The following is a 19,918-nucleotide window of genomic DNA, read 5'->3' on the forward strand; positions in this document are numbered from 1 at the left end:
AGCCTAGCGTCCGGCGGCGGCCGCCGCGGACGTTTCGGAGCGGTCGTCCGCCCTCGCCTCGAGTGCCGTCGTCACGGCGAGGAGCCGCGCCCGGAGGCTCTGCGCCCGGGCCGCGAACGTCCGCTGGTGCGCGACGTACTCCGCCTTCCCCTCCGGGGTCTCGATGCGGATCGGCTCGTACCCCCACTGCTCGAGGTCGTAGGGGGAGGCCCGCATGTCGACCTGGCGGATCTCGCGGGCCAGGTCGAACGTCGCGAGGAGCAGCTCGCCGGGGACGGCCGGACCGAGGTGCGTCGCGACCCGGTAGAGGTCCATGTTCGCGTGCAGGCAGCCGGGCTGCTCGAGCTCGAGCTGCGTCGCGCGCGTCGGCTGATGGGCGTTGCGGGGCCGGGCCTGCGGGGTGAAGAAGCGGAACGCGTCGTAGTGCGTGCACCGGATGCCGTGCTCCTGGACGACGGCGTCGGTCCCGTCCTCGCCGAGGCGCAGCTCGAGCGGGTGCCGGTGCTCGCCGGGGCGCTCCCGGTAGACCATCGCCCACTCGTGCAGCCCGAAGCACCCGGTCACCGGCCGGCGCTCCGCCGTCGCCGCGAGCAGCGCCGCGTAGTGCGTCACGGCCCGGCCCCGCTCGTGCACGAACGCCCCGACGTCGAGGCGCGCGGCGCCGTCGTCGTCCATCCGGTACCACCTGGCGTCGGCGAACGGCGTGCCGGCGGCGTCGGCGAGGCGGGTCCCGACGCCGGGGTGCCAGCGGGCGAGCACGCCGGGCTTGGTGGGGTAGTAGGTGAAGAGGAAGTCGTCGACGGGGTGGGTCTCGCCCCGGGCGCGGCGTGCCGTGTGCGCCGCGGTGCGCTCACCGGCGCCCGCCGCGTGGGCACGCGCGGCTTCCTCCCACACCGGGCGGGGGAGCGTCGAGGGGACGGTCATGGCCGCGTGCCCGGCGGGTAGACGGGCGGCGTGCGCTCGCGGGTGGCGGCGTCGGCGGCCACTTTGAGCAGCCGTTCGAGCGGACCGCGGCCCAGCGTGAGCTGCCACACCAGCGCGAAGACGATGCAGCCGAGGCCGATCACGAGCAGCGGGCCGTTCGACGTCGGGTACCAGACGGCGTCGGAGCCCACGATCGCGATCGCGACGATCTGGATCGTGTACACGGTGAGCGACATCGCGCCGGTGGCGGCGATCGGCCGCAGCGCGACGGCGCCCACGACGCCACGCGTCGCGAGGAGGCACAGCCCGAGGACGGCGACGGCGACGCCGATGTTCCCGGCCATCTCGAACATCGATGACGAGTGCGGCTCCGTCGAGACGAGCACGCCGGGCCACGACGTCGTGTCGGCGCCCGTGACGTCGGCCAGCACGACGCCGAGACCGTACGCGACGACGGCCAGGGCGGCCCCGGCGCCGACGAACCACCACTGGGTGGCCAAGCGGCCGAGGCCGAGCCGCCCGACGGCGAGGCCCACGAGCAGGTACGCGATCCACACGAGCGCCGGGTAGTACCCGGTGAGCAGCTCGCCGACGACGAGCGTCGGCTGCGTCGGCTCGACGGTCCCGGTCAGCGACTCGCGCAGGCCAAGCACGAGCGGCGACCCGACGACGAGCACGGCGGCGGCGACGGCGAGCAGGGCCGGCGGGCGCAGGCGCAGGAACGGCAGCGCCATGACGAACAGGAACGCGTACGTCGGCAGGATCACGGCGACGGGGGTGCCCAGCAGCATCAAGGCCCACCCGAGGACGAGGATGATCCCCGAGCGCACGACGATCTTGACGCGTGCGCGACGCATCGCGACGGCGTCGCCGGGAACGACGGAACGCGTGATGAACGCCAGCCCCACGCCGGCCAGCATCGCGAACAGGGCCGACGAGCGTCCGTCGACCACCCACATCCACTGGGAGCCCCATCCGTCCCCGGCCGGATGGTGCCCCGTCCCGAGGTGCGCGACGAACATGCCGAGGACCGCGAGGCCGCGCGCGACGTCGACGCCCTCGATGCGCGCGCCCGTGCGCGCGGCGCGAGGGCGCGAGGAGGCGACGGTCTGGGTCACCGGGTCAGGGTAACCAGCGAGGTCCACCGGCGTCGGGCCGCGACCAGGTGATGAGTCGCGCCGGCGCGGCAGCGAACGTGACCCGTCGCCTGGTCGGGCGCACCGAGCGGGCCGGGGCGGCCGGTCCTACCATCGAGGCAACGAGGCGGAGGTAGGCATGGGCGTGACGGCGAGGGTTCAGGGCGCGGAGGCCGCGGGGCCGTCAGGCGAGCGCGCCCGGTACACGCACGGGCACCACGAGAGCGTGCTGCGCTCCCACACGTGGCGCACGGCCGCGAACTCCGCCGCGTACCTCCTGCCCGAGCTCGCCGAGGGGATGGACGTGCTCGACGTCGGGTGCGGTCCGGGCACGATCACCGCGGACCTCGGAAAGTACGTCGCGCCGGGGCGCGTGGTCGGGATCGACACCGCCGAGGACGTCCTGGTCCGGGCCGCGGAGTTCGCCGCGGCGCGCGACGTCGACAACGTGCTGTTCGAGACCGGCGATGTGTACGCGCTCGGCTACTCCGGCGGCAGCTTCGACGTCGTCCACGCCCACCAGGTGCTCCAGCACCTGGGCGACCCGGTCGCGGCGCTGCGGCAGATGCGGCGCGTGCTGCGCCCCGGCGGCGTGCTCGCCGTCCGCGATGCCGACTACGGGGCGATGCGGTGGTACCCCGAGGTGCCGGCGCTCGACGACTGGCAGCGGCTCTACCGGGCCGTCGCGCGGCGCAACGGCGGCGAGCCGGATGCCGGACGGCGTGTGCTGGCGTGGGTGCGCGAGGCGGGGTTCGACGACGTGACGCCGAGCTCGAGCACCTGGTGCTTCGCAGAGCCAGACCTGCGCGAGTGGTGGTCCGGGCTGTGGGCGGACCGGCTGACCAAGTCCGCGTTCGCCGCGCACGCCAAGAAGACCGGACTCGCCGACGACGCCGAGCTCGCGCGTCTCGCGGCCGGCTTCCGCGAGTGGGGCGAGGACCCGGACGGCTGGTTCGTCGTCGTGCACGGCGAGGTGCTCGCCCGGCGCTAGCGTCCGCCGTCGTCCCACCACTCGCTCAGCAGCGGCAGCACGACGTCGGCGTGCATGGCGCCCAGGTGGTCGAGGCCGTCGAGCAGCCGCACGCTCCACCCGGCCGCCTCGAGCTCGGGAGCGGTGCGGCGCAGGGTCTCCGCGATGGGCACCCGGACGCCGCCCCAGTCGGGACCGTAGGAGATGTCGTCGTCCGCCCCGGCGAACGCCAGGCGAGGGATCGTCAAGGCCTCCGCGACCCGGCGGTCGTCGAAACCCTGGAGGGCCTCGTACAGCGTGACGAACTGGCGCGTCTGCTGCTCGTCGGTCCGGATCTCCGCGGTGTCCCAGTCGCCGGGCGTCACCTCGTGCTCCGCGGCTGGTTCCGGGGGCGTCGCAGCCCGCTCGTGGGAGGCCCGGGTCACGGCGAGCATCGCGTCGTAGGGACCGTCGACCGGCGGGAAGCCGCCCATCGCGAGCCTCGTGAGGCGGTCGGTGCGGGCCGCGACCTGCAGCCCGGCGAGCGCGAGCCAGGAGTACCCGACGTAGGCGAAGCCGTCGGCGCCGGCGGCGTCGGCGATCGCGACGACGTCCGCCACGAGGTTCTCCGGCGTCAGCGTGTCCGGTGCGGGGTGGGCGAGCCGGTGTCCGGTGACGTCGGCGGTCACCACGCACGCGCGCTCGGCCAGGGCGACGGCGAGCTTCAGCCCGTAGTCGGGGTCGCCGCCCCAGGCGCGCAGGTTGTCGGCCTCAGCGGGAGGCAGCCGGCGCGTGCGCTCCGGGAGCACGAGGTGGGCACCGGCGCCCCAGGCGCGGACCTCGAGGAGGCTGCCGTCGTGGAGGACGGCGGTGGTCGTGTGATCTGGTTCGGTCGCCATGCTTCAACCGTAGAATTCACGTGCTGTTGAGGGTTGGAATGCGGGGGGTCGGATGCGCATCGGGGACGTCGCCGGGCCGGCCGGTGTGTCGACCCAGCACGTCCGCGACCTGGAGCGCCTCGAGATCATCCCGAGGTCGGTCAGGTCAGCCAACGGCTACCGGTCCTACACGCGGACCCACAGCACCGCCGTCGTCGCCTATCGCGCCCTGGTGGCCGGCTTCGGCGTCGCGCAGGCGCGGGCGGTGATGCGTGCCGTGACGGCCGACGACGTCGAGCGCGCTCTCGAGCTGGTCGACCTCGGTCACGTGGCACAGCAGGGAGCGCGGGAGACGGTGCGGCTCGCGTCCCGCGCCCTCGACGCGCTCGCGGCCGAGCCGGAGCGCGACGTGCGTGCCGAGGACGACATGACGGTCGGCGAGCTCGCCGGCGCCCTGGGCGTGCGGACCTCGACCCTGCGGTCGTGGGAGGCGTACCGGCTGCTCGTCCCGGCCCGCGACGCACGTTCCGGGCACCGCCGGTACTCGCCCGACATCGTCCGCGCCGCGCGCATCGTGCACCAGCTGCGCCTGCAGGGGGTGCGGCCGGCCCAGATCCGCGCCGTGCTCGCGGCCGCGCCCGCGGGGGGCGAGGTCGTCGAGCTGCGACGGGTCATGGCCGAGCGCCGGGGCGCCCTGGGGGCGGCGTCGCTCGCGATGCTGGACGCGGCGGCGGCCCTGCGCGACCATCTGGCGGCCCGGCAGGCGGATACGTCCTAGGTTGGGCGACATGCGCATCGCCCGGTTCACGTCAGGCTCGGATCCCAGGTACGCGATCGTCGACGGCGAGGGAGACGACGCGGAGCTGGTCGTCGTCACCGGCGACCCGCTGTTCGCCGAGCTCCAGCCGACCGGGCAGCGGCTCCCGCTCGACGCCGTCCGCCTCCTCGCGCCGGTCATCCCGCGCTCGAAGGTGGTCGGGATCGGGCGCAACTACGCGGAGCACGCCGCGGAGCTCGGGAACGAGGTGCCCACCGACCCCCTCGTGTTCCTCAAGCCGAACACCGCCGTCGTCGGCCCGGACGACCCGATCGTGCTGCCGCCGTACTCGGCGGACGTCCACTACGAGGGCGAGCTCGCCGTCGTCATCTCCCGGCTGTGCAAGGACGTGCCGGTGGAGCGCGTCCCCGAGGTGGTGCTCGGCTACACGTGCGCCAACGACGTGACGGCGCGTGACCAGGGCGCGACCGGGCCGTGGACGCTGAAGAAGGCGTTCGACACGTCGTGCCCGCTCGGGCCGTACCTCGTGACGGGTCTGGACGTGAGCGACGTGCGGGTCACGACGGCGCTCGACGGCGAGGTGGTGCAGGACGGCCGGACGTCGCAGATGGTGCGCACCGTGCCGGAGCTCGTGGCGTACGTGTCGAGCATCTTCACGCTGCTGCCGGGGGACGTCATCCTCACCGGGACGCCGGCCGGCGTCGGGCCGATGCAGCCCGGTCAGCGGGTCGAGGTCACCGTCGAGGGGATCGGCACGCTCGGCAACCCCGTCGTCCGCCGCTGACCACCCTTCGCGAGAGGTTCGTGGCCCGTTCGCGAGAGGTTCGTGGCCCGTTCGCGAGAGGTTCGTGGCCCACGGATCCTCTCGCGGTTGCGCAGGAAACCTCTCGCGGTCGCGCAGAAAACCTCTCGCGAAGGGTGGGGACGGGCCGCGGCTAGGCTGGCCGCATCATGAGCACCCCCGCTGCGCCGTCCGCCGTGCGCGTTCGTTTCTGCCCCTCGCCCACCGGCACGCCGCACGTCGGCCTCGTCCGGACCGCCCTGTTCAACTGGGCTCACGCGCGCCACACCGGCGGCACGTTCGTGTTCCGGATCGAGGACACCGACGCCGCCCGCGACTCCGAGGACAGCTACCGCCAGATCCTCGACGCGCTGCGCTGGCTCGGCCTGGACTGGGACGAGGGCGTCGAGGTCGGGGGACCGCACGAGCCCTACCGGCAGTCGCAGCGGATGGACATCTACGCCGACGTCGTCGCGCGGCTGCTGGATGCCGGCCACGCCTACGAGTCGTTCTCGACGCCGGAGGAGGTCGAGGCGCGGAACGTGGCGTCGGGCCGTCCGACCCAGAAGGGCTACGACAACCACGACCGGCACCTCTCGGACGACGAGCGCGCCGCGTTCCGCGCGGCCGGCCGCGAGCCGACGATCCGCCTGCGGATGCCGGAGGACGACATCACGTTCACGGATCTGGTGCGCGGTGAGGTGACGTTCGCCGCCGGCGAGGTGCCGGACTACGTGCTCGTCCGGGCTGGCGGCAAGCCGTTGTACACGCTCGTCAACCCCGTGGACGACGCGCTCATGGGCATCACGCACGTCCTGCGCGGGGAGGACCTGCTGTCCTCCACGCCGCGGCAGATCGCGCTGTACCGCGCGCTCGCGGAGCTGGGCGTCGGCGACGGCGAGCCGACGTTCGCGCACCTCCCGCTCGTGCGCGGCGAGGGCAACCGCAAGCTGTCGAAGCGCGACCCCGAGTCGGACCTGTTCCTGCACCGCCGCCGGGGGTTCACCCCGGAGGGTCTGCTCAACTACCTGGCGCTGCTGGGCTGGTCGATCGGCCCGGACCGCGACGTGTTCTCGATGCCGGAGATGGTCGAGGCGTTCGACGTCGCGGACATCAACCCCAACCCGGCCCGCTTCGACCTCGCGAAGGCGGAGGCGATCAACGCCGCGCACGTGCGGCTGCTCGCCCCGGAGGACTTCGCCGCGCGGCTCGTGCCGTACCTGCACGCCGCGGGCGTCGTGGTGGCCGACTCCTACGCCGACCTCCCGCCCGAGTCCCGTGCGTTGCTCGACGCCGGCGCGCCGCTGGTGCAGGAGCGCATGGTCCTCCTGGGGGAGGCTCCCGGGATGCTGGGCTTCCTGTTCACCGCCGACGACGCCGTGACGGTCGAGGACGACGCGCGGGCGGCCCTCACCGACGACGCCGGCGCGATCCTCGACGCAGCCGTCGCGGCTCTCGAGGGCGTCGAGCCGTTCGAGGCGCAGCCGATCCAGGACGCGTTGCGCGCCGCGATCGTCGACGGGCTCGGGATCAAGCCCCGAATCGCGTTCACGCCGCTGCGGGTCGCCGTCACGGGTCGCCGGGTGTCGCCGCCGCTGTTCGAGTCGATGGAGATCCTCGGCCGGGACGCGGCGCTCGCGCGGCTGCGGCGGCTCCGGGCGAGCCTGTGACGGCGCCCGACGGCGTGACCGGCGTCCTGTTCGACATCGACGACACGCTCGTCGACACGCGGACCGCGTTCGCCGTCGCGCTGGACGCCGTCGTCGACGCCTACCTGCCCGGACTGGGCGCCCCCGAACGGGCCGAGGTCCTCGCGATGTGGCGTGCCGACACCGGCCGCTACTACAAGGCCTACATTCGTGGCGAGCTCACGCAGACGGCGCAGCGCCACGCCCGTGCCCAGCAGATCCTCGACGCGTTCGGTGGTCCGACGCTCGACGACGCCGGGCTCGCCGCGTGGGACCAGGTGTATCTCGCGGCGTTCGCCGACGGATGGGTGGCCCACCCGGAGGCGGTGGAGGTCGTCGGCCAGCTCCGGGAGGCCGGGATCGCCGTCGGCGCCCTGACGAACGCCACCCGCGAGATGCAGGTGCTCAAGCTCGAGCGCACGGGGTTCTCCGACCTCCCGCTGCTCCTCACGGTGGACGACCTCGGCGTCGGCAAGCCCGACCCGCGCGTGTTCCTCGAGGCGGTGCGGCTTCTCGGCACGAGCCCGGGGGAGACGGTCTACGTCGGGGACGAGCTCGACACCGACGCGTTCGGCGCCCGCGACGCCGGGCTGCGCGGGGTGTGGCTCGACCGCCCAGGAAACCGTCGGGGCGGGCCGCACATCGAGGATCCCGAGCTCGCCGCCGCCGAGGGCATCCCGGTTCTCGCCTCGCTGGACGAGCTTCCCAGCCTCTTGGGCGTCGCGCCCCGAGCAGACGCCGTGACGCGCGTCAGCCCGCCGACGCGCTGAGGTCGAGCCGCACGAGCCACCGCGGCGCCCCGCCCGCGCGCGCCGAGGTCTCCGCCACGCGGACGAAGCCCGCGGCCTCGAACAGCGACATCGTGCCCATGTAGGCGAAGGCCGAGCTCAGCCGCCGCTCGCCCGGGTCCACCGGGTAGGCCTCGACCACCGGTGCGCCGCGGGAGCGCGCGTAGTCGACGGCGCCGTCGAGCAGGTGACGGGCCAGGCCGCGCCGTCGGAACCGAGGCCGGACCACCAGGCACACGATGCTCCACACGGGCACGTCGTCGACGGTCGGGATCGTGCGCGAGTGCGTGAGCCGGTGGTGGCTGGAACGTGGGGCGATCGAGCACCAGCCGGCCGGTTCGCCGTCGACGTACGCGACGACGCCCGGCGGTGTGCCCTCCTCGGCGTAGCGCCGCAGCCGCGCGCCGCGGTCGGCGCCCCGCAACGCATGGTTCTCCGCGTTCGGCAGGCGCATGCTGAGGCACCAGCAGGTCGGCACGTCAGGGGAGCGCGGCGCGAGGACGGCTGCGACGTCGTCGAACCGCTCCGGCGTCGCCGGATGCACCTCGATCAGCCTCGGCTCCACGGCGTCACCTCACGTTCGCGTCCCAGTTCCACGACGTCCGGCGCGCCTGACCGGGCAGCTCGCCCCGTCCGGTGGCCCACACCAGCGTCGCACCGGCCTCTCCAGGAGCGGGCGGCGCGACGTCCGGGAACAGGCGGGCGAGCACCCCGGCGGCCAGGTTCTCGGGCAGAGCCGGTGGGGCCCCGTCCAGACCGTTGAGCACGTCCCAGCCGTGGACGACCGTCTCGATCACGGCCATGGCGGCCCAGCCCGCGGCGTCGGCGAGCCCGCGCGGGTGCCGGGCCCGCGCCGTCGGGGGCGCGACGGCGACCGCCGCGGCCATGACCGCCCCGGCAGCGACGAGCGTGTCCGCGATGCCGTCGACCCCCACGCCGGGGTCGACGCGCATGACGTCGAAGCCGCCGTCAGCGGCGACGAGCGGCAGGTAGTCGCGCTGCGCCCACGCCGTCCCTGCGCCTCCGAGCTGGAGCGCGTACGCGAGGAGGTCGTCGAGGACGTGGTCGAGAGTCTGCCGGCACGACCAGTCCACCGGGCCGGCGGGCACGGACAGGTCGGCGTCGGGACGGGAGCGGATCGCCTCGGCGAGCCAGCGGGAGGCGTCGCGCACGTCGTCGGGTGTCATGCCACCCACCGTGCCATGCCGTTCCGACACGCGAGCGAGGTCGGGTGCGGGGCCGCGCTCCGGGCGTCGTGGCGGTTTGGAGCGCCCCGTGCGCTCGGGTAGAGTGCTCCGTCGGTAGATCGCCCGTCCGGAGCCGCGTCAGCGGACCCGAGAACGTCGAGCGAGATACCCCCATGGGGTATGGTGTAATTGGCAGCACGACTGATTCTGGTTCAGTTAGTCTAGGTTCGAGTCCTGGTACCCCAGCGGTGGAGATGTCCGCGTTCGGTGTGCGGACGCACCCGGCACCTCGGGTAGACTCCTCCAGGCATCTGCCGCACGGCCCCGTCGTCTAGTGGCCTAGGACGCCGCCCTCTCAAGGCGGTAGCGCCGGTTCGAATCCGGTCGGGGCTACATCGAACGCCCCTCACCAGTGGAAACGCTGGTGAGGGGCGTTTTCCGTCATTCACCGGAGGCGCGGGGTCCCCTGCGCCACTCGTACGGCGTCGTCGTCGACACCTTGACGAACCCGGAACGTTCGAGGATGGGCCGCGAGTACTCCGTCGAGTCGCTGTTGATGAGGGTCTTGCCCGCGGCGAGCGCCGACCGCGCCCGGGCCGCCGTCAACGCCCGGTAGATGCCCTGGCCGCGCCACTCGGGCAGGGTCGAACCGCCCCAGATGCCGGCGAACTCCGTGCCGGCGACCGGCTCCAGCCGCCCGGTGCTCACGACCGTCCCGCCGTGCTCGGCCACCCAGAGCTCCGTCGTGGGGTCGATCGTGAGCCGACGCAGCATCGCGGCGGTCATGTCCGCGGCCATGTGCGTGCCGAACGCGACGTCGGCCGCCTCGCACATGGCCCGCACGTCGGCCTCCCGACTGACACGGCGCAGCGTGACGCCGTCGGGAAGGGGCGTGTCGACGGCGAGGTGGCGCGCCTCCCCGATCATGATCGATTCCGGCTCGTCCATGACGAACCCGTTCGCCAGGAGCACGTCGTGCAGCCCGGGGGCGTGGTCGTGGCCCCGGGTCTTCCACTCGACGCGCGTGATCCGGGCATCCGCCACGTAGTGAGCCAGAGCATCGGCGACGAGCACCGCGACGCCGGCCTCGTCGGCCCCGCCCAGGTCCGGGTAGGTGACGAACCCGCGCCCGCCGGTGTAGGTGGCGAGCCGCAGAGGCCCGAGCCAGGTCACGGAGGCGGCGCTGAGCGCCTCGGCGGCGTCGCCGCGGAGCTGGTCGTCGTAGGCGGCGAGAAGCTGGGCGGTCGTGGTGAGGGTCACCGGGGCGACGGTTCCCGCTCGGGCTCCCTCGGGCAAGCGGTTATCGCGAGCGGGACGTCCCAGGCGCCCGCTACGGTCCCTCTCGTGGGGAGCGTGCGGGTGACGACGGCGGCGTCCGGCCGTCCCGCCCTCGACGCGCTCCGGGACGCGGTGCGCGAGGCGAAGGCGGGCGACCCGCTCGCCGCGGTCACCGTGGTCGTCCCGGACAACCTCACCGGCGTCGTCGCGCGTCGCGCGCTCGCCGCAGGGCTCGACGGCGACGACGCCCGGCGCACCCCCGGCGTCGCCGGCCTCGTGCTCACCACCCTGCCGCGCCTCGCAGAGACGCTCGTCGCGGCCCACCTGCATCCCCGGGTCCCGGCCACCCGCACCGTCGTCGCCGCGCACTGGCGCGCGATCCTCCGGGAGGAGCCCGGGCGGTTCGGCCGGGTGGCCGAGCATCCGGCCACGGTCCGCGCCCTCGTGCGGGCGCACACCGAGCTGCGCGACGCCGGCGACGAGGGGCTGGACGCCATCGCGGCGAGCGGCCTCCTGGCGGCCGACCTCGTCCGCCTGCACCGCACCGTCGCCGCGCGCCTCGCCACGCGCTGGTACGACGAGACCGACCTGCTCCGGGCCGCGGCCGCCCGGCTGCGCGGGACGCACGGCGACCTGCCCGCCACGGGCGGGAACGCCGTCGTCGTCCACGTGCCCGGGCGCCTCGCCCACGCCGAACGCGAGCTGCTCGCCGCGCTCGCCGACGCGCGGCCGCTGCACGCGGTCGTCGCGCTCACCGGTGTGCGGCGCGCGGACGAGGAGGTGGTGCGCGGCCTGGCCGAGGCCGGCGTGGAGGTGCCGCAGGAGCGGGCCGACGACGGCGCCCGGCTCGGTCCTGCGCCGCCCGTCGCCACGTACGTGCGGCACGCCTCCGACGCCGACGACGAGGTGCGGCTGGTCGCACGCGAGCTCGTCGCCACCCTGGAGACGGTGCCGGCGCACCGCGCGGCCGTCCTCTACGCCGGCGCGTCGCCGTACGCGCGACTGCTGCACGAGCGCCTCGAGACGGTCGGGATCCGCGTCAACGGGCCCGGCGTCCGAGGAGTGGCGGAGCGGGCGATCACCCGGTCGTTCCTCGCACTGCTGCGGCTGCCCCAGGCGCGCTTCGCCCGCGCCGACGTGTTCCGGGCGCTCGCCGACGCACCCGTGCGCACGAGCGACGGCTCGCCGGTGCCCGTCGCGCGCTGGGAGCAGGTGTCGCGGCTCGCGGCGGTCGTCGAGGGCACGGACTGGGACGCCAGGCTGCGGGACTGGGCGGCGCGGCAGCACCGGGTGGCCGAGACGGAGCGCGCGGCGGACGACCCCCGCCCCGCCGTGCTCGAGGCCGCGGACCGCGACGTCGAGACGGCCGAGGCGATGCGGCGCGAGATCGGTGCCCTGATCGCCGACGTGACCCGGGGGACGGAGCTTCGCACGTGGCGCGAGCTCGCGGCCTGGGCGCTCGACCTGCTCGCGGCGAGGTACGGCGAGTCGGACGACCTGCGCCGTCTGCCGCCCGAGGAGCAGTACGCGGCGGCGGCACTGACCTCCGCCCTGCGCGGGCTCGAGGTGCTCGACGACGTCGACCCCGTGGCCGATCTCTCCACGGCCGTGGAGGCGATCGAGCTCGAGCTGGAACGCGCCGTGCCACGCGTCGGGCGGTTCGGCGAGGGCGTGTACGTCGGCCCGCTCGGCGAGGTGGCGGGACTGGACGCGGACGTCGTCTTCGTCGTCGGGCTGGCGGAGGACGCCTATCCTGGGCGGCTGCGTGCCGACGCCCTGCTCGGCGCGGACGCGCGAGCCGCGACGGACCGGCTGGCCCCGGCGCGCACGTGGATCGACGACCGGCACCGCGCGCTCCTGGGCGCGTTCGCCGCGGCGCCGCGCGTCGTCGCGACGTTCCCGCGGGGCGACCTGCGGCGCAGCACGGAGCGCCTGCCCACGCGATGGCTGCTGCCAACGCTCCGCGCGCTCGCGAGCGACCGCGACCTCGCGGTCACGGACTGGGACACGATCCGCTCGCCGCACCTGACCGGCTCCCCGTCGTTCGCCACCGAGCTGACGACGACACCGCTGCCCGCCGACGAGCAGGAGTGGCGCGTGCGCGCGGCGAGCGCGGGCGCCCTGGTGCCCGACGCCGTCGTCGACGCCGCCCGGGACCTGCTGGCGGGGCGACGCGGGCCGGGCCTCAGCCGCTACGACGGCGACCTGTCCGCCTCCGCCGGGCTCCCGGACCACGCCACGGGCACGCCCGTGGTCTCGCCCACGTCGCTCGAGTCGTTCGCGGAGTGCCCCCACGCGTGGTTCGTGCAGCGGCTGCTCCGCGTGCAGCCGCTCGAGCTGCCGGAGGAGACGGTGACGATCTCCCCGCTCGAGATCGGCACGCTCGTGCACGCCTGTCTGGACCGCCTGGTGCGCACGTCGGAGGCGCTGCCGGCCAATGGCGCGCCCTGGTCGGCCGCGGACCGCGCCCGCCTCGCGGAGATCTTCGACACAAAGGCCCGCGAGGCGGCGCGGCGCGGCGCGACCGGCCACGCACGGCTGTGGGAGGTGGAGCGCGAGGCGCTGCTGCGCGACCTGGGGCGCATGCTGGACGACGACGACGCGTGGCGCGCGTCGCGCGGAGCCACCGTGCTCGCGAGCGAGCTGACGTTCGGCACGGACGGCGCCGAGCCGGTGCGCGTCGCGGTGCCGGGCGGCGCCGTCGCCCTGCGCGGCAGCGCGGACAAGGTGGACCGCGCGGGGGACGGCACGCTGATCGTCACCGACGTCAAGACCGGCAGCACGCGCCGCTACGAGGAGATCGAGGACGACCCGGTGGCGCACGGCACGCGCCTCCAGCTGCCTGTGTACGCGCACGCGGCCCGCGCGGCGTTCGGCGCCGGAAGCGCGGGTCGTGCGGAGGCCCTGTACTGGTTCGTGCGGAAGAACGCGGGCCGGCGCATCGCCGTGACTCTCGACGCCGACCTCGAGGCCCGTTTCGCGACGACCCTGGGCACACTCACCGCGTCCATCTCGCGCGGGTGGTTCCCCGCGATCGCGCCCGACAAGCCGGACTTCGCGTGGGTGCAGTGCCCCTACTGCAACCCGGACGGGCTCGGTCACTCCGAGACGCGCGAGCGGTGGGAACGGCAGCGCCGCGACCCCCGGCTCGCGCCCCTCGTGGCCCTCGTCGACCCCGCCGCCCTCGCCGAGCCGGGGGAGGGGAGCCCATGACGCTCGTCGACGACGCCGCCCGCTCGCGGATCGCCACCGACACGTCGTCCTCGCTGTTCGTCGAGGCCGGCGCCGGCTCCGGCAAGACCCGCTCGCTCGTGGAGCGCGTGGGCACGCTCGTGATGGACGACGGCGTCCCGCTGGCCCAGATCGCGGCCATCACGTTCACGGAGAAGGCCGGCGCGGAGCTGCGCGACCGGCTCCGGGGGGAGTTCGAGCGCGTGTGGCGGCGGGCGCGGCCGGGCGGACCGCAGGAGGATCCCGCCCGCTCGTCCCTGGCCGAACGGGCGCTCGAGGACCTCGACGGCGCCGCGATCGGCACGCTCCACTCGTTCGCGCAGCGGATCCTCGCCCGGCACCCGGTCGAGGCGGGTCTGCCGCCCCTGATCGAGGTGAGCGACGAGGTCGCGTCCGGTGTCGCGTTCGACGAGCGGTGGTCGGTGCTCCAGCGCGAGCTGCTCGACGACGAGGAGATGGCGCCCCGCCTGCTGCTCGCGATGGCGGCGGGCGTGACGTTCGACCACCTGCGCTCGCTCGCGCGCGCGTTCGGCGCGGACTGGGACCTCATCGAGGGCCACGTCCTGCGCGGCGCGAGCAACGACAGCGCCCTCCCGGACGCCGCGCCGCTCGTGGACGAGGCGCAGGCGCTCGCCGCGCGTGCCGCGGAGTGCACGGACCCGGACGACAAGCTGCTCACCAGGCTCTCCGAGATCCGGGCGTGGGCGCAGGTGCTCGCGGCCGCCGACGGCGATCCCCGCCGCACGTACGCGGCGCTCGTCGCGCTGGGGGAGCCGAGGTTCGGGCGGGTCGGGCGCAAGACGAGCTGGCCGGACGTCGACGCGGTGCGGGCCGCGTGCACCGCCCTCGTGGAGCACGTGAGCGCCGCCGCTGCCGCGTTCGCGGATGCCGCGGTCCGTCCGCTCGCCCGGTGGATCGCCGCACGCGTGGTGCGCGACGCACGCGCCCGCGCCGCCGAGGGCGCCCTGGAGTTCCACGACCTGCTCGTCCTCGCCCGCGACCTGCTCCGGACCCGCGAGGACGTGCGCAGCTCGCTCCAGGCGGCCTACCCACGTCTGCTCCTCGACGAGTTCCAGGACACCGACCCGATCCAGGTCGAGCTGGCGGTGCGCATCGCTGCCGGGGCCGAGGGCGGCGCCGGGGACTGGCACGACGTGCGCGTCCCGCCGGGGTCGCTCTTCGTCGTCGGCGACCCGAAGCAGTCGATCTACCGGTTCCGGCGCGCCGACATCCGCACGTTCCTCGACGTGCGCACGTGGCTCGGCGACGTGTGCTCGCTCACCACGAACTTCCGGTCGGCCGCGCCCGTTCTCGCCTGGGTCAACGCGACGTTCGGGGAGCTCATCCAGCCGGTCGACGGCGCCCAGCCCGCCTACGAGCCGCTGGACGCGGTGCGGCCCCCGGTGGGGGTCGGTCCGGCGGTGACGGTGCTCGGCGCCCAGCCGCACCAGGACCTGCCCCGCGCGAGCGCCGCGCTGCTGCGCGAGCGCGAGGCGGCCGACGTCGCGGCGGTGCTGCTGCGCGCGGCCGGCCAGGGCTGGACGGTCCACGATCCGCGCGGCGGCGAGGAGCGGGAGCTGCGGTGGGGGGACGTGGCGGTCCTCGTTCCCGCGCGGACGTCGCTGCCGTTCCTCGTCGAGGCGCTCGACGCCGCCGGGATCCCGTACCGGGCCGAGTCGAGCTCGCTCGTGTACTCCGCGACCGAGGTTCGCGCCCTCATGGCCGCCGCACGGGCGATCGCCGACCCCGGCGACCAGTTCTCCGTGGTCACCGCGCTGCGCTCGCAGGTCTACGGGTGCGGCGACGACGACCTGTGGTCGTGGAAGCGTGACGGCGGTTCGTTCCACCTGCTCGCGCCGGCCGACGAGGACCGAGCCGACCACCCGGTCGCACAGGGGCTCGCCCACCTGCGCACGGTGCACCGGTGGGCGCGCTGGGCGACGCCGAGCGAGGTCCTCGCGCGGGTCGCCGCCGACCGCCGCATGTTCGAGGTCCCGGCCGACGCACCCGCGCACGCGCGCGACGTCTGGCGCCGGCTCCGCTTCGTGCTGGACCAGGCCCGCGCCTGGAGCGAGGTCTCCCACGGCGGGCTCCGGGCCTACCTGGCGTGGGCGGCGCGGCAGGCCGACGAGTCCTCCCGGGTGGCGGAGGCGATCCTCCCGGAGACGGACGTCGACGCGGTGCGGATCATGACGATCCACGCGGCGAAGGGGCTCGAGTTCCCGCTCGTCGTGCTGTCCGGGCTCACGTCGCAGCAGCGTCGGGCGAGCGGCGTGCGCCTCCTGTGGACCGACGACGGGTACGCGGTGCGGCTGCGGCAGTCCGTGCAGACGAACGACTTCACCGCCGCGGCCCCGCTCGACGAGCAGATGGACGACCACGAGCGCCGCCGCCTGCTCTACGTCGGTGCGACTCGGGCGCGCGACCATCTCGTCGTGTCGCTGCACCGTGGGCCGACGGCGGCCGCCACCCACGCGAGGCTGCTGGCCGACGCGGGCGGGAGCGGCGCGGGAGCGCACGCGTTCACCGCGGCCGACGACGGCGCTGCTCGCCCCGAGCGCGCGGCGGCACCTGCCGCTCCCGACCACGCGGCGTGGGCGGGCCGCCTCGAGGCGGCCCGCGCGGCGTCCCGCCGGGTCGCGACGCACAGCGCGTCGGGCCTCGAGGGGACGGAGCCCGAGGTCGTCTTCGCGCACTCCGCGACGGGACGCGCGAACGCGGGGGACGCCGTCGTCGATCCCGGAGGAGGGGAGGGCGACGCGCTCCCGGGCAGCGCGAAGGGTCCGCGCGACCTCGCCCTGCCACCGTGGTCGAAGGGCAGGTACGGGACGGCGATCGGGCGGGCCGTGCACGGCGTGCTGCAGGCCGTGGACCTCCGCGTCCAGCTCGCCGACGCCGGCGAGCTGGACGCGGCCGTCGAGGCACAGGCGCGCGTCGAGGGCGTTCTCGAGTTCGCGGACGTCGTGGCCGACCTGGCCCTGTCGGCGCTCGCGAGCCCGCTCGTGCAGGACGCGGCGCGCCGGGAGCACTGGGCGGAGACGTTCGTCGCGACGCTCGAACCGGACGGCCGGGTGCTCGAGGGCGTCGTCGACCTGCTCGTGCGGGACGCCGACGGCGCGGTGACGATCGTCGACTACAAGACCGACGCCGTTCCGGAGGCCGCGCTCGGCGTGCGCACGGAGTTCTACGCGCCGCAGCTGCGCGCGTACGCCCGGGCCCTGCGGGACGCGGGCGCCGACGTGCGACGCGCGGTGCTCCTGTTCCTCGCGCCCGACGGCGCGGTGGAACGCGAGGTGACGCTCGGGTTGTGACGACCCGGCGTCAGCCCTCCTCGGTCCGGCGCAGCACCTCGGTGAGCCGGTTGGCGGCGCTGACGACGGCGGCGGCGTGCAGCCGTCCGGGCTGCCGCGTCATGCGCTCCACCGGACCGGACACTGACACGGCGGCGACGACGCGCCCCGACGGGCCGCGCACCGGCGCCGACACCGACGCCACGCCGGCCTCGCGCTCGCTCACGCTCTGCGCCCAGGCCCGGCGGCGGACGCCGGAGAGGATGGTGGCGGTGAACTTCGCGCCGTGGAGGCCCCGGTGCAGCCGGTCGGGCTCCTCCCAGGCGAGGAGGATCTGCGCGGCGGACCCGGCCTGCATGGTGAGCGTCGCGCCGACCGGGATCGAGTCCCGCAGGCCCATCGGCCGCTCGGCCGCTGCGACGCAGATGCGCTGGTCGCCCTGCCGGCGGTAGAGCTGCGCGCTCTCGCCCGTGTGGTCGCGGACGGCAGCGAGCACCGGCCCAGCAGCGGCCAGGAGGCGGTCCTCGCCGGCGGCGGAGGCCAGCTCCGCGAGCCGCGGGCCCAGCACGAACCGGCCCTGGAGGTCGCGGGCGACGAGCCGGTGATGCTCGAGGGCGACGGCGAGCCGGTGCGCCGTCGGGCGGGCGAGGTGGGTGGCGCTCACGAGCTGCGCGAGCGTGGCGGGTCCGGCCTCGAGCGCGCCGAGCACGACGGCCGCCTTGTCCAGGACCCCGACTCCGCTAGAGTTGTCCATACGGCGATACTGCCGTCTCGCACCATGAGACGCAAGTCCGAGTCCCCGACCCCGGGGGCGAAGATCGAGGAACACCCATCCGAGAGCGCAGAGGTGAGCAGGATGTCCGGCACGTTGGCGGAGAAGGTCTGGCAGGCGCATGTCGTGCGCCAGGGCACGGACGGCGCCCCGGACCTGTTGTACATCGACCTGCACCTCGTGCACGAGGTCACCAGCCCGCAGGCGTTCGAGGGTCTGCGGCTCGCCGGCCGCGGCGTCCGCCGTCCTGATCTCACGATCGCCACCGAGGACCACAACACCCCGACCCTCGACATCGACCTGCCGATCGCCGACGCGACGAGCCGCACCCAGATCGAGACACTGCGCGCCAACGCGAAGGAGTTCGGCGTCCGCATCCACTCGCTCGGCGACGCCGACCAGGGGATCGTCCACCAGGTCGGGCCGCAGCTCGGCCTGACGATGCCCGGCCTCACCGTCGTGTGCGGCGACTCCCACACGTCGACGCACGGCGCCTTCGGGGCGCTGGCGTTCGGGATCGGGACGTCCGAGGTCGAGCACGTGCTGGCCACGCAGACGCTGCCGCTCGCCCCGTTCAAGACGATGGCGATCACCGTCGACGGCGAGCTCCCGCCGGGCACGACGAGCAAGGACATCATCCTCGCGATCATCGCGAAGATCGGCACCGGCGGCGGTCAGGGCTACGTGCTCGAGTACCGCGGCGAGGCCATCCGTGCGCTCTCGATGGAGGCGCGCATGACGATCTGCAACATGTCGATCGAGGCGGGCGCGCGCGCCGGCATGATCGCGCCGGACGAGACGACGTTCGACTACCTGAAGGGACGCCCGCACGCGCCGGAGGGCGCGGACTGGGACGCCGCCGTCGAGTACTGGCGGACGCTGCGGTCCGACGACGACGCGGTCTTCGACGCGGAGGTCGTGCTCGCCGCGGCCGACCTCGAGCCGTTCGTCACGTGGGGCACGAACCCGGGCCAGGGCCTGCCGCTGTCGGCGAGCGTGCCGATCCCGGAGAACATCGGTGAGGACAACGAGCGCACCACCGCGGAGCGCGCGATCGAGTACATGGGCCTGACGCCGGGGATGCCGCTGCGCGACATCCCGGTGGACACCGTGTTCATCGGCTCGTGCACGAACGGCCGGATCGAGGACCTGCGGTCGGTCGCGAAGGTGGTGCAGGGACGGCACAAGGCGGACGGCGTCCGCGTCCTGGTCGTCCCGGCCTCGGCTCGTGTCCGGCTCCAGGCGGAGGCCGAGGGGCTCGACCGCATCTTCCTCGACTTCGGTGCCGAGTGGCGCAACGCGGGATGCTCGATGTGCCTCGGGATGAACCCGGACCAGCTCGCCCCGGGAGAGCGGGCGGCGTCGACCTCGAACCGCAACTTCGAGGGCCGCCAGGGCAAGGGCGGCCGCACGCACCTCGTCTCGCCGCTCGTCGCTGCGGCGACGGCGATCCGCGGCACGCTGTCGAGCGTCGCGGATCTCGACCTCGACGACGACGTCGACCTCACCACGTTCGACGGGTCGCCCCTGGCGCCGCTGGACCCGCGGGTCCCGGTGCAGGTCTGAGCGACGAAGAGACGGGAGCACCAGCCATGGAGAAGTTCACGACGCACACGGGTGTCGGTGTGCCGCTGCGGCGCAGCAACGTCGACACCGACCAGATCATCCCCGCCGTCTACCTCAAGCGGGTGACCCGGACCGGGTTCGAGGACGCGCTGTTCGCGGCGTGGCGCGGCAACGAGACGTTCGTCCTCAACCAGCCCGCCTACACGCACGGGTCGGTGCTCGTCGCGGGCCCGGACTTCGGCACCGGGTCCTCCCGCGAGCACGCCGTCTGGGCGCTCAAGGACTACGGGTTCCGCGTGGTGATCGCGTCCCGGTTCGCCGACATCTTCCGCGGCAACTCGGGCAAGCAGGGGCTGCTCGCGGCGCAGGTCGCGCAGGACGACGTCGAGCTCATCTGGAAGGTGCTCGAGAACTCCCCGGGCACCGAGGTGACCGTCGACCTCGCCGCCAAGCAGGTCACGGTCGCCGACATCGTCGCCCCGTTCCAGATCGACGACTACACGCGGTGGCGCCTCCTGGAGGGCCTCGACGACATCGGCCTAACCCTCCAGCACGCCGACGAGATCACGGCGTTCGAGGCCACGCGTGAGCCGTGGCGTCCGCTGACGCTGCCCGCGAAGCACCTGCCCGCGGTGCCGATCACGGCGGCGCGCCCCGTCGCCTGAGCCGGGG

At 74.7% G+C, this 19,918-nt stretch carries 16 protein-coding genes and 2 tRNA genes; 11 read left to right on the forward strand and 7 right to left on the reverse strand.

Going from position 1 to position 19,918, the window contains the following annotated elements; all coding sequences use genetic code 11:
• Positions 1–3 precede the first annotated feature (3 nt).
• Both BCAV_RS07845 and BCAV_RS07850 read right to left on the reverse strand, forming a co-directional pair.
• On the reverse strand, positions 4–924 hold the full coding sequence (locus BCAV_RS07845; protein ID WP_015882055.1) for a 3-methyladenine DNA glycosylase: 921 nt from the start codon (positions 922–924) through the stop codon (positions 4–6).
• Positions 921–2,042, reverse strand: coding sequence for a heparan-alpha-glucosaminide N-acetyltransferase domain-containing protein (locus BCAV_RS07850; RefSeq protein ID WP_050761692.1), 1,122 nt, complete (start codon positions 2,040–2,042; stop codon positions 921–923). The genes BCAV_RS07845 and BCAV_RS07850 overlap by 4 nt, the downstream gene beginning before the upstream one ends.
• A gap of 157 nt (positions 2,043–2,199) precedes the next feature.
• Here BCAV_RS07850 and BCAV_RS07855 point away from each other — a divergent pair, with 157 nt between their 5' ends.
• Positions 2,200–3,051, forward strand: a complete 852-nt coding sequence (locus tag BCAV_RS07855; RefSeq protein ID WP_015882057.1) for a methyltransferase domain-containing protein — start codon at positions 2,200–2,202, stop codon at positions 3,049–3,051.
• On the opposite strand, the gene BCAV_RS07860 is transcribed toward BCAV_RS07855, so the two are convergent.
• Positions 3,048–3,908: a hypothetical protein gene (locus BCAV_RS07860; RefSeq protein WP_015882058.1), complete on the reverse strand. Its 861-nt coding sequence runs from the start codon at positions 3,906–3,908 to the stop codon at positions 3,048–3,050. The genes BCAV_RS07855 and BCAV_RS07860 overlap by 4 nt on opposite strands.
• Before the next feature lie 52 nt (positions 3,909–3,960).
• On the opposite strand from BCAV_RS07860, the gene BCAV_RS07865 reads away from it, so the two are divergent.
• From BCAV_RS07865 to BCAV_RS07880, 4 genes are all read left to right on the forward strand, one after another.
• Positions 3,961–4,665: a MerR family transcriptional regulator gene (locus tag BCAV_RS07865; protein ID WP_015882059.1), complete on the forward strand. Its 705-nt coding sequence runs from the start codon at positions 3,961–3,963 to the stop codon at positions 4,663–4,665.
• 10 nt (positions 4,666–4,675) lie between these two features.
• Positions 4,676–5,449 (forward strand): fumarylacetoacetate hydrolase family protein, encoded by a 774-nt coding sequence (locus BCAV_RS07870; RefSeq protein WP_015882060.1) that lies wholly within the window; start codon positions 4,676–4,678, stop codon positions 5,447–5,449.
• 167 nt (positions 5,450–5,616) lie between these two features.
• On the forward strand, positions 5,617–7,116 hold the full coding sequence (gltX, locus tag BCAV_RS07875; RefSeq protein WP_015882061.1) for a glutamate--tRNA ligase: 1,500 nt from the start codon (positions 5,617–5,619) through the stop codon (positions 7,114–7,116).
• Positions 7,113–7,904 carry an HAD family hydrolase gene (locus tag BCAV_RS07880; RefSeq protein WP_015882062.1) on the forward strand — a complete coding sequence of 264 codons (792 nt, stop codon included), beginning with the start codon at positions 7,113–7,115 and terminating at the stop codon, positions 7,902–7,904. Before gltX ends, BCAV_RS07880 begins: the two co-directional genes overlap by 4 nt.
• On the opposite strand, the gene BCAV_RS07885 is transcribed toward BCAV_RS07880, so the two are convergent.
• Entirely contained in the window at positions 7,885–8,487 is a 603-nt protein-coding gene (locus BCAV_RS07885) for a GNAT family N-acetyltransferase (protein WP_015882063.1), read from the reverse strand. The two genes, BCAV_RS07880 and BCAV_RS07885, sit on opposite strands and share 20 nt — an antisense overlap.
• Positions 8,488–8,491: 4 nt before the next feature.
• Positions 8,492–9,109, reverse strand: a complete 618-nt coding sequence (locus tag BCAV_RS07890) for a maleylpyruvate isomerase N-terminal domain-containing protein (protein ID WP_015882064.1) — start codon at positions 9,107–9,109, stop codon at positions 8,492–8,494.
• A 174-nt stretch (positions 9,110–9,283) separates the two neighbouring features.
• On the opposite strand from BCAV_RS07890, the gene BCAV_RS07895 reads away from it, so the two are divergent.
• Positions 9,284–9,355: transfer RNA gene (locus tag BCAV_RS07895), tRNA-Gln, on the forward strand.
• Between the two features lie 74 nt (positions 9,356–9,429).
• Positions 9,430–9,502 (forward strand) — tRNA-Glu (locus BCAV_RS07900).
• Between the two features lie 48 nt (positions 9,503–9,550).
• On the opposite strand, the gene BCAV_RS07905 is transcribed toward BCAV_RS07900, so the two are convergent.
• Positions 9,551–10,369, reverse strand: a complete 819-nt coding sequence (locus BCAV_RS07905; protein ID WP_015882065.1) for a GNAT family N-acetyltransferase — start codon at positions 10,367–10,369, stop codon at positions 9,551–9,553.
• An 84-nt stretch (positions 10,370–10,453) separates the two neighbouring features.
• Here BCAV_RS07905 and BCAV_RS07910 point away from each other — a divergent pair, with 84 nt between their 5' ends.
• Entirely contained in the window at positions 10,454–13,600 is a 3,147-nt protein-coding gene (locus BCAV_RS07910; RefSeq protein ID WP_043346821.1) for a PD-(D/E)XK nuclease family protein, read from the forward strand.
• Positions 13,597–16,929, forward strand: coding sequence for a UvrD-helicase domain-containing protein (locus BCAV_RS07915; protein WP_015882067.1), 3,333 nt, complete (start codon positions 13,597–13,599; stop codon positions 16,927–16,929). Before BCAV_RS07910 ends, BCAV_RS07915 begins: the two co-directional genes overlap by 4 nt.
• A 10-nt stretch (positions 16,930–16,939) precedes the next feature.
• Here the strand turns inward: BCAV_RS07915 and BCAV_RS07920 are convergent, their stop codons facing one another.
• Positions 16,940–17,662, reverse strand: coding sequence for an IclR family transcriptional regulator (locus tag BCAV_RS07920; protein WP_015882068.1), 723 nt, complete (start codon positions 17,660–17,662; stop codon positions 16,940–16,942).
• Positions 17,663–17,764: 102 nt separating this feature from the next.
• On the opposite strand from BCAV_RS07920, the gene leuC reads away from it, so the two are divergent.
• Positions 17,765–19,246, forward strand: coding sequence for a 3-isopropylmalate dehydratase large subunit (gene leuC / locus BCAV_RS07925; protein WP_015882069.1), 1,482 nt, complete (start codon positions 17,765–17,767; stop codon positions 19,244–19,246).
• 26 nt (positions 19,247–19,272) lie between these two features.
• Complete coding sequence (gene leuD, locus BCAV_RS07930) at positions 19,273–19,911, forward strand: 3-isopropylmalate dehydratase small subunit (RefSeq protein WP_015882070.1); 639 nt, start codon at positions 19,273–19,275, stop codon at positions 19,909–19,911.
• The last annotated feature ends 7 nt before the right edge of the window (positions 19,912–19,918 follow it).

Source organism: Beutenbergia cavernae DSM 12333 (genome assembly GCF_000023105.1).
GTDB lineage: Bacteria > Actinomycetota > Actinomycetes > Actinomycetales > Beutenbergiaceae > Beutenbergia > Beutenbergia cavernae.